This window comes from Sphingopyxis sp. CR5 (assembly GCF_059693785.1).
In genome coordinates this window covers 384,307-390,517 of sequence record NZ_JCATIE010000003.1, presented here as the reverse complement: position 1 = coordinate 390,517, position 6,211 = coordinate 384,307, and the positions used below count along the sequence as shown (strand labels likewise).

Annotated in this window: 10 protein-coding genes and 1 riboswitch; of the genes, 5 read left to right on the top strand and 5 right to left on the bottom strand. The window is 63.7% G+C overall.

Annotated elements, in window-relative coordinates; all coding sequences use genetic code 11:
- The first annotated feature begins 123 nt into the window (after positions 1-123).
- Positions 124-558 (top strand): hypothetical protein, encoded by a 435-nt coding sequence (locus AC58D2_RS06770; protein ID WP_497388566.1) that lies wholly within the window; start codon positions 124-126, stop codon positions 556-558.
- Between the two features lie 2 nt (positions 559-560).
- Entirely contained in the window at positions 561-1,034 is a 474-nt protein-coding gene (locus tag AC58D2_RS06765) for a TIGR02391 family protein (RefSeq protein WP_497388564.1), read from the top strand.
- A 53-nt stretch (positions 1,035-1,087) separates the two neighbouring features.
- Here AC58D2_RS06765 and AC58D2_RS06760 read toward each other — a convergent pair whose 3' ends face one another.
- From AC58D2_RS06760 to AC58D2_RS06745, 4 genes are all read right to left on the bottom strand, one after another.
- Positions 1,088-1,348, bottom strand: coding sequence for a DUF2442 domain-containing protein (locus tag AC58D2_RS06760; RefSeq protein ID WP_497388562.1), 261 nt, complete (start codon positions 1,346-1,348; stop codon positions 1,088-1,090).
- A complete protein-coding gene (locus AC58D2_RS06755; RefSeq protein WP_497388560.1) occupies positions 1,332-1,565 on the bottom strand; it encodes a DUF4160 domain-containing protein in 234 nt (77 codons plus the stop codon). The genes AC58D2_RS06760 and AC58D2_RS06755 overlap by 17 nt, the downstream gene beginning before the upstream one ends.
- A 94-nt stretch (positions 1,566-1,659) precedes the next feature.
- Entirely contained in the window at positions 1,660-3,552 is a 1,893-nt protein-coding gene (gene thiC / locus AC58D2_RS06750) for a phosphomethylpyrimidine synthase ThiC (RefSeq protein WP_497388558.1), read from the bottom strand.
- 25 nt (positions 3,553-3,577) lie between these two features.
- Positions 3,578-3,979 (bottom strand): hypothetical protein, encoded by a 402-nt coding sequence (locus tag AC58D2_RS06745; RefSeq protein ID WP_497388556.1) that lies wholly within the window; start codon positions 3,977-3,979, stop codon positions 3,578-3,580.
- A gap of 48 nt (positions 3,980-4,027) precedes the next feature.
- A riboswitch (TPP riboswitch) is annotated at positions 4,028-4,138 on the bottom strand.
- Between the two features lie 149 nt (positions 4,139-4,287).
- Here AC58D2_RS06745 and AC58D2_RS06740 point away from each other — a divergent pair.
- The 3 genes from AC58D2_RS06740 (at position 4,288) to AC58D2_RS06730 (ending at position 5,531) form a co-directional block, all read left to right on the top strand.
- The gene (locus AC58D2_RS06740; protein WP_497388554.1) at positions 4,288-4,737 is read left to right on the top strand and encodes a hypothetical protein; all 450 of its coding nucleotides are present in this window, start codon (positions 4,288-4,290) and stop codon (positions 4,735-4,737) included.
- A 2-nt stretch (positions 4,738-4,739) separates the two neighbouring features.
- Positions 4,740-5,039: a transcriptional regulator gene (locus AC58D2_RS06735; RefSeq protein ID WP_497388598.1), complete on the top strand. Its 300-nt coding sequence runs from the start codon at positions 4,740-4,742 to the stop codon at positions 5,037-5,039.
- 102 nt (positions 5,040-5,141) lie between these two features.
- Entirely contained in the window at positions 5,142-5,531 is a 390-nt protein-coding gene (locus AC58D2_RS06730; protein ID WP_497388552.1) for a YybH family protein, read from the top strand.
- Positions 5,532-5,537: 6 nt separating this feature from the next.
- Here the strand turns inward: AC58D2_RS06730 and AC58D2_RS06725 are convergent, their stop codons facing one another.
- Entirely contained in the window at positions 5,538-6,149 is a 612-nt protein-coding gene (locus AC58D2_RS06725; RefSeq protein WP_497388550.1) for a flavodoxin family protein, read from the bottom strand.
- Positions 6,150-6,211: the final 62 nt, after the last annotated feature.

The window sequence follows — 6,211 nt, the reverse complement described above, 5'->3', positions numbered from 1 at the left end:
AGCGGCCCGATCACTTCCCATTCTTCGTCTGTAACGCCAATCCGCTCGCCCAAGGCAGCCTCCAAAAGCCAGCCTTGAATCAAGGTCCGAGTCCACAGTCAAGCTTTGTCCACGAAGCCTAATTTGGCTGGAATTGTCTCTGATAAATATGCGGAACTATTTGAAGTTCGCGGCGACGAGGCTTGGAAACTCGACCGAAATGCGTTGATGTCATTTTTCCGAACAACAGACAAAACTAGCGAGATTGTAGGTAAGCGGCAGGCCATCGCCTTCACCACGCTGGCTGCAATCGCCGGCAAGCGGGATGAGGAGGTGCAAACTCGTAAGACTCGCCCGCGGAAATCAAACGACGGCCCGAACCCAAAACAGGCAAAAAAGACCACTTCTCCCTCATCTCCATCTGTAACGAGTCCGTCCGTTGCGAAGTTGGAACAGCAAGTGTCGGAGCCCAATGAAGTTGGGTTAACAGTCCGTATCGAAATTAACCTGCCGGCAAACGGCTCTCAGGCGACGTATGATAATATTTTCCAAAGCATAAAGAAGAACCTGTTTCCGTGAGCTTGTCATACTTTGAACGGGTAGTCCGCAGGGCTTCCCAAGTAACACAAGAGAGCGACGTTGGTGGCGAATCTGAAGGGCACCCGTTCTTCGCTAGATCGATTTATGACGGATTCCCAAAAAAAGTTCTCAAACTGTTCGACGATGCTCACTATGCGGAGGCTACATTTGAAGCGTTCAAGTACCTAGACAAGTCTGTCGCCAAACTGGCAGGGTCAAAGGATTCTGGTCAAAAATTGATGATGCAGGCTTTGTCTGAAACAGGTTCAATTAAATTAAATACGCTTGAGACAGAGTCCGAACGGGACGAGCAAAACGGATATAAGTTTCTATTTTCCGGTGCGATGAGTGCCGTACGGAATCCTCGAGGGCATGAATACGACTTCTATGACACGCCCGAGTCTTGCCTTGATCATTTGAGTTTGGCGTCGCTTCTCATTAGGCGGCTGGAAAAAGCCGGATATTCCTTGAGCTAATTCCTAATATCCGAGCGCGCGAATCGGATTGACCGCTGGCTCAACCCCAAACCTCACGCCGCCCTCGCCGCTGGCGCACCCCGCAGCAGCCCTTCCGTGCTCAAATCCTCGTCCACGTCGGGCCAGTGGATGCCGAAACCGCCGCCGCATTTTTCCCAATGCTGGCGCTGTTCGGGGGTGGCGCCTGCTAGGCGGGGATACCAAGCGAGGGGAACGGAGATGGTGCGGCCGTCCATCAGGTCGACGATCAGGCTGTGATCGTCGAAGCGGACGTCGAGGACGCGCTCGTCTGTCACCTTAGCCGAAATATTCATGCCACTTCTCCACGAACATCGCGCGATGCTCGGCCGTTATCGCAATGATGCCAGAAATCTCGTGCGCGCGAAAGCCCCGGCTCTTGGCAACCTCAAGGCTGCCCAGCCAGATTTTGATCGTCGCTTCACCCCGGTCGATGTGGACGTGCGGCGGCTCATTCGGTTCATGGCTGTAGAAGTAAAAGCGAAAGCCGTTGAGGCGCAATATGGTTGGCATCAGAGATAGTCTCCTATGTGACGCCAAACCATATATAAGCAAACCACGGCGGCGTTAGGCGGTAAAATTTGTTACTTTACCGCCTACCTGAACCTCAATCATGCTCCCGGCCACCAGCGCCCATATACAGCTCGCGCCCCGTATCCTCATAGACCTGGCTCATTTCGGCCATGCCCTTCTCGGCCTCTTCCGCCGCGATGAACCCTGCACTGTCCTGATTTTGCAGCTTCGCGAACTCCCGCACCTCCTGGCTGATCTTCATCGAGCAGAATTTGGGGCCGCACATGCTGCAGAAATGCGCCGACTTGGCGCCCTCGGCGGGGAGCGTCTGGTCGTGGTATTGCTCGGCCGTGTCGGGGTCGAGGGACAGGTTGAACTGGTCGCGCCAGCGGAATTCGAAGCGCGCTTTCGATAGCGCGTCGTCGCGGACCTTGGCGGCGGGGTGGCCCTTGGCGAGGTCGGCGGCGTGGGCGGCGAGCTTGTAGGTGACGACGCCGACCTTCACATCGTCGCGGTCGGGGAGGCCGAGATGCTCCTTGGGCGTGACGTAACAGAGCATCGCGGTGCCGTACCAGCCGATCATCGCGGCGCCGATGCCGCTGGTGATATGGTCGTAACCCGGCGCGATGTCGGTGGTGAGCGGCCCGAGCGTGTAGAAGGGCGCCTCGCCGCAGGCTTCGAGCTGCTTGTCCATATTCTCCTTGATCTTGTGCATGGGCACGTGCCCCGGCCCCTCGATCATCACCTGTACGTCCTGTGCCCAGGCGCGCTTGGTGAGCTCGCCCAGCGTGTAGAGCTCGGCGAACTGCGCCTCGTCATTCGCGTCGGCGATGCTGCCGGGGCGGAGGCCGTCGCCCAAGGAATAGGCGATGTCATAGGCCTTCATGATCTCGGTAATCTCGTCGAAGCGTTCGTAGAGGAAGCTTTCCCTGTGATGCGCGAGGCACCATTTCGCCATGATGCTGCCGCCGCGGCTGACGATGCCGGTGACGCGCTTGGCGGCGAGGGGGACGTAAGGCAGGCGGACGCCGGCGTGGATGGTGAAATAGTCGACGCCCTGCTCGGCTTGCTCGATCAGCGTGTCGCGGAAGATTTCCCACGTCAGCTCCTCGGCGATGCCGCCGACTTTCTCGAGCGCCTGATAGATGGGGACGGTGCCGATCGGGACGGGCGAGTTGCGGATGATCCATTCGCGCGTGTCGTGGATGTTGCGGCCCGTCGACAGGTCCATGACGGTGTCGGCGCCCCAGCGGATCGACCAGACCATCTTGTCGACTTCGCTCGCGACGTCGGATGCGACCGCGCTGTTGCCGATATTGGCGTTGATCTTGACCAGGAAATTGCGGCCGATCGCCATCGGCTCGCTTTCGGGGTGGTTGATGTTGTTGGGGATGATCGCGCGGCCGCGCGCCACCTCGTCGCGGACGAATTCGGGGGTGACATAATCGGGGATGCTGGCGCCCCAGTCCTGCCCGTCCCTCACATATTCGGCGAGGCGCTCGCGGCCGAGATTCTCGCGGGTCGCGACATATTCCATCTCGGGCGTGATGATCCCCTTGCGGGCATAGTGCATCTGGCTGACGTTCTGCCCCGGCTTCGCGCGCAGCACGGTCTTGCGGACGTTCGGGAAGGGCGGGACGCCGCCCGAGCGGTCGGGGCCGAGCTGGCCGTTATCCTCTGGCCGCACCTCGCGCTGCGCGACCTCCTCGACGTCGCCGCGGGCGCGGATCCAGCTGGCGCGCAGTTCGGGGAGGCCGGCGTGGATGTCGATGGCGGCGTTCGGATCGGTATAGGGGCCGCTGGTGTCATAGACGCGCACGCCGGGCTCGCCCGACGACGGGTCGAGGTCGATCTCGCGCATGGCGACGCGGATGCCGCTGCCGGTGGGCGAGGCGACGTGGATCTTGCGGCTGCCGCGGATCGGCCCGGTGGTGACGCCGATCGGGCGGGCTTGGGTCGTGTCGAGGCGGCTGTCGATATCGGCCATGGGTTTGTCTTTCCTTGGGGGTGAATCAGGCGAGGCGGAGGAGCGCGGCGGCGATGAAGCCGACGCCGATGAGCAATGCGAGTCCGGCGATAGCGCGGGTGTTGGTGCCGAACTTGCGCGCCCAGAAGCGGACGTAAAGGTCGGAGAAAGCGGTGACGGCGAGCGCCTCGATCACCGCGAGGCCGCCGAGCAGGGTGAGCAGCGCGGCGAGCCAGTCGGCAGGCCAGCCGGTCGGGCCGCGGCTGCCGAGATAGAGCAAGGTTCCGAAGATCAGCTCGAACAGCCCGGTGAGGAGCTGGAGCGCGGACGATCCCTCCACCTCCTCGATCATCCGGTGCCACTGGCCGGGTCGGCGCAATTCATCGATCGCCGCGGCGAACAGGAAGAGGCCGAGGATCAGGGCCGACCATTCGGGGACGTTCGGCATCACGCGCGCTCCTTCCTTGCGGGCGGGGGAGCGGGTCTGCGGTCCGGTGGTGCCATCGCGCTCCCTCCCTCCGCCCGTATTACCGGGATCAGGTTCGACGGGTCGCGGGCTGTTCCGCTCTCAACCTGTTTCTGCACACAGGCTCCCCGGGGATGCGAAGGAGCATAGGCGATGTGCGCGGCGAATTAAAGGGGCCGGTGCGAGCGGATGGCGATCGGGCTTCACTTTCCAATGTGGAAAATTATCACTTGCCGAATCGGAAAGACAGGCATATCGCTTTCCACATTGGAAAATGAAGGAGCCCGCCGATGAACCCGATCGAAGCCCGCGCCGCGCTGGACGGCATCGACGATGCGCAGCGCGCGCTCGCGCTGAAGGCGACCTATTGCCCGCCGTGGCGCCACGCCGCGTTCGGGGCGATCATGGGGGCGCTCGTGCTGGGGCCCGGGCTCGGTTCGCTGTGGCAGGGTCTTTTGCTTGTCACCGCGATGCTCGGCGTCGTGCTGCTCGTCGCCGACGACCGGCGCCGCTATGGGCTGTTCGTCAACGGCTATCGCAAGGGGCGGACGCTGCCGTTGACGCTGGCGCTGCTCGGCACGATGCTGGCGACGATGTTCGGCGAAATCCATGCGCGCGAGGCGGGGCTGTCGCTCGCCACCAAATTCGGCATCGCGGGGATCGCCTTTGCCGTCGCGGTCGCGGCGAGCGTCGTGTGGAGCCGCGTCTATCGCCGCGAGCTGATGAACGGCGGCGCGTGACGATGGACGGGCTCGACCCGCTGTTCAACGCGCCGGCGCGGCTGCAGATCGCGGCGCTGCTCGCCAAGGTGACCGACATGGAATTCGCGAAGCTGCGCGAGCTGGTCGGGGTCAGCGATTCGGTGCTGTCGAAGCATCTTGCCGCGCTAGCCGACGCACAGCATGTGCGGCTGCGCAAGGCGGCGATGGGCGGGCGCCAGCGCACCTGGGCGTCGCTGACCCGCGACGGACACCGCGCCCTCGACGCGCATGTCGCCGCGCTGCGCGCGATCGTCGCGCACCTGCCGGCGGCAGCGGAATAGGCGCCGCCGCCGCTGGCGACGCTCGAGTCGTGTGGCGGGGTGGACTCGGATCGCCTCGAAACTATGCTGCGACGGCGAAACCATGCTCCGACGGAGGCCGAGATGACAGAGGACGAACGGGCGATCCGGGGGGTCGTCGCGACGTGGATGGAGGCGACCAGCGCCGGCGACGCCGGCACGGTGCTGTCGCTGATGACCGAGGATGCCATATTCATGGTCCCGGGCCAGGAGCCCTTCGGCCGCAGCGCCTTCGAGGCTGCCGGCAGCCAGCCGGCAACGGACCAGCCGCGGATCGAGGGCACGAACGAGATCGTCGAGATTCAAATTCTGGGCGATTGGGCCTTCACGCGCAATCGTATCGACCTGACCGTCACGCCGCCGGCCGGAGCGCCGGTGCGGCGCTCCGGCCATACGCTGACTCTGTTCCGCAAGGACGCCGACGGGCGTTGGCGGCTTGCGCGCGATGCCAATCTTTTGACGGCGCAAGGCTGAGGCGGATCAGGCCGAGGCAGCGACGCGTTCGCCTGCACTCGCACCGGCGCGCCAGCGCTGCGCCGCCACGGCGACGCGCCGGCCCAGCGAGCGGGCCGTGGCGCGATCGCCGGACTTCGGGGTCACTTCGGCACGGTCGTTCGCCGCCTGCGCCATCGCGCCGATGAAGCTGCCGAGGCGGTTTTCGGCATCAGTCGCGGCGCTGGTGTCGTCGTTGTTGCCCGGCGCCTGGCCGGTCCCGATCCACAGCATCCCGTGCTGCGCCGCGAAGATCGCGAGGCTGGTCAGCGTGTTCAGCTTGTCGCCCGAGGGCGAGCCCGAGACGGTGAAGGCGGCGGCGAGCTTGTCCTTCCACGCCTTGACGAAATAGGGCGCCGCGCTGGCATCCATGAACGCCTTCATCGGCGCCGAGACGGTGCCCATATAGGTCGGCGTGCCGAACACCAGCGCGTCGGCCGCGGCGGCGACGGCGAAGATGTCCTCGAAATCGCGCTGTCCCGCCTCGATCGCGAGCAGCGCCGCTTCGGCGCCCGCGGCCTCGACGCCGCGCGCAACCTCCTCCGCCAGCACCGCGGTGTGGCCGAAGCCCGAATGATAGAGGATCGCTACCTTGGTCATGTCCGTTTCCTTTCGTGGGAGAGAGCCCGTTCGGCTTGCTGAGGCAGACATGATGGGATAGG